The organism is Streptococcus sp. GMD1S (genome assembly GCF_000296875.1).
Lineage (GTDB): Bacteria > Bacillota > Bacilli > Lactobacillales > Streptococcaceae > Streptococcus.
The window spans coordinates 1-964 of the sequence record NZ_AJQY01000189.1; the positions used below are offsets into that span (position 1 = coordinate 1).

1 protein-coding gene is annotated in these 964 nt (G+C 37.8%); it reads left to right on the top strand.

Annotation, left to right across the window (positions count from 1 at the left end):
• Positions 1-964, top strand: a 964-nt coding sequence (locus tag GMD1S_RS08185; protein ID WP_000112591.1) for a Spy0128 family protein, incomplete at both ends; no start/stop codon positions are given.

A 964-nucleotide genomic window follows, 5' to 3' on the forward strand; every position in this document is an offset into this window, starting at 1 on the left:
GATCCTAACTATGTAAACTGGCGTATCCGTGTTAACCGCTATGCAAAATCTTACACAGGGGTTAAACTCGAAGATACTATTCCAGAAGGACAAGTTCTTGCAAGTGAAATTACTGGTTACTACTTTACTGAGTGGAACAAAGCTGAAGCTCGTCCAAGACTAGAAGCTGCCCATATCAACGTTGTTGATGGAAATCACTTTACAATCACTCCAAACGGTGATGGTACAATGGACGGACAAGGTCTCTATATTCTATATAAAACTCGTCTAACTGCTCCAGTTGACAATGCAACTAAAAAAGCATTTAACGATGTAAAAGCGACAACCGATCAAGAAACATTTGATGTTCATGGATTTGCTGCTTTGACAACTACAGAAGGTATCGGTTCAGGTGCGAAGTCTGATGAGGTTGAATTCCAAGTTAAGAAAAAACTTGAAGGAAAAACTCTTGAGGCAGATGCATTTACTTTCCAATTGATTGCTCCAGATGGTTCTGTAACTGAAGCTAAAAACGATGCTGAAGGAAATGTTAAATTCCCAGCAGTTAAATTCTCTAATGAAGGTACATTCAAATACCAAATTAAAGAAGTAAATGACAACAAACCTGGCTATACATACGATGATTCAGTACTTGAAGCAGAAGTTACTGTAGCAAACGTGTATGGTCAAAAGATTGCAAGTGTTAAATATAAAGATTCTAAGAAAGAATTTACAAACACATACGCTGCTAAAGAAGCAAAACTTCAACTTGAAGCTAAGAAAGTCTTGAACGGTAAAGCTATCGAGGCTGGCCAATTTGAATTTGAGTTGAAAGAAAATGGAACAGTTCTCCACACTGTTTCAAACGATGCAAACGGTAAGATTCAATTCCCAGAACTTACCTTCACAAAAGAAGAAACTCGTACATTCACTATCTCTGAAAAAGCAGGTGATGTAGCCGGAGTTGAATACGATCCAAATGCTT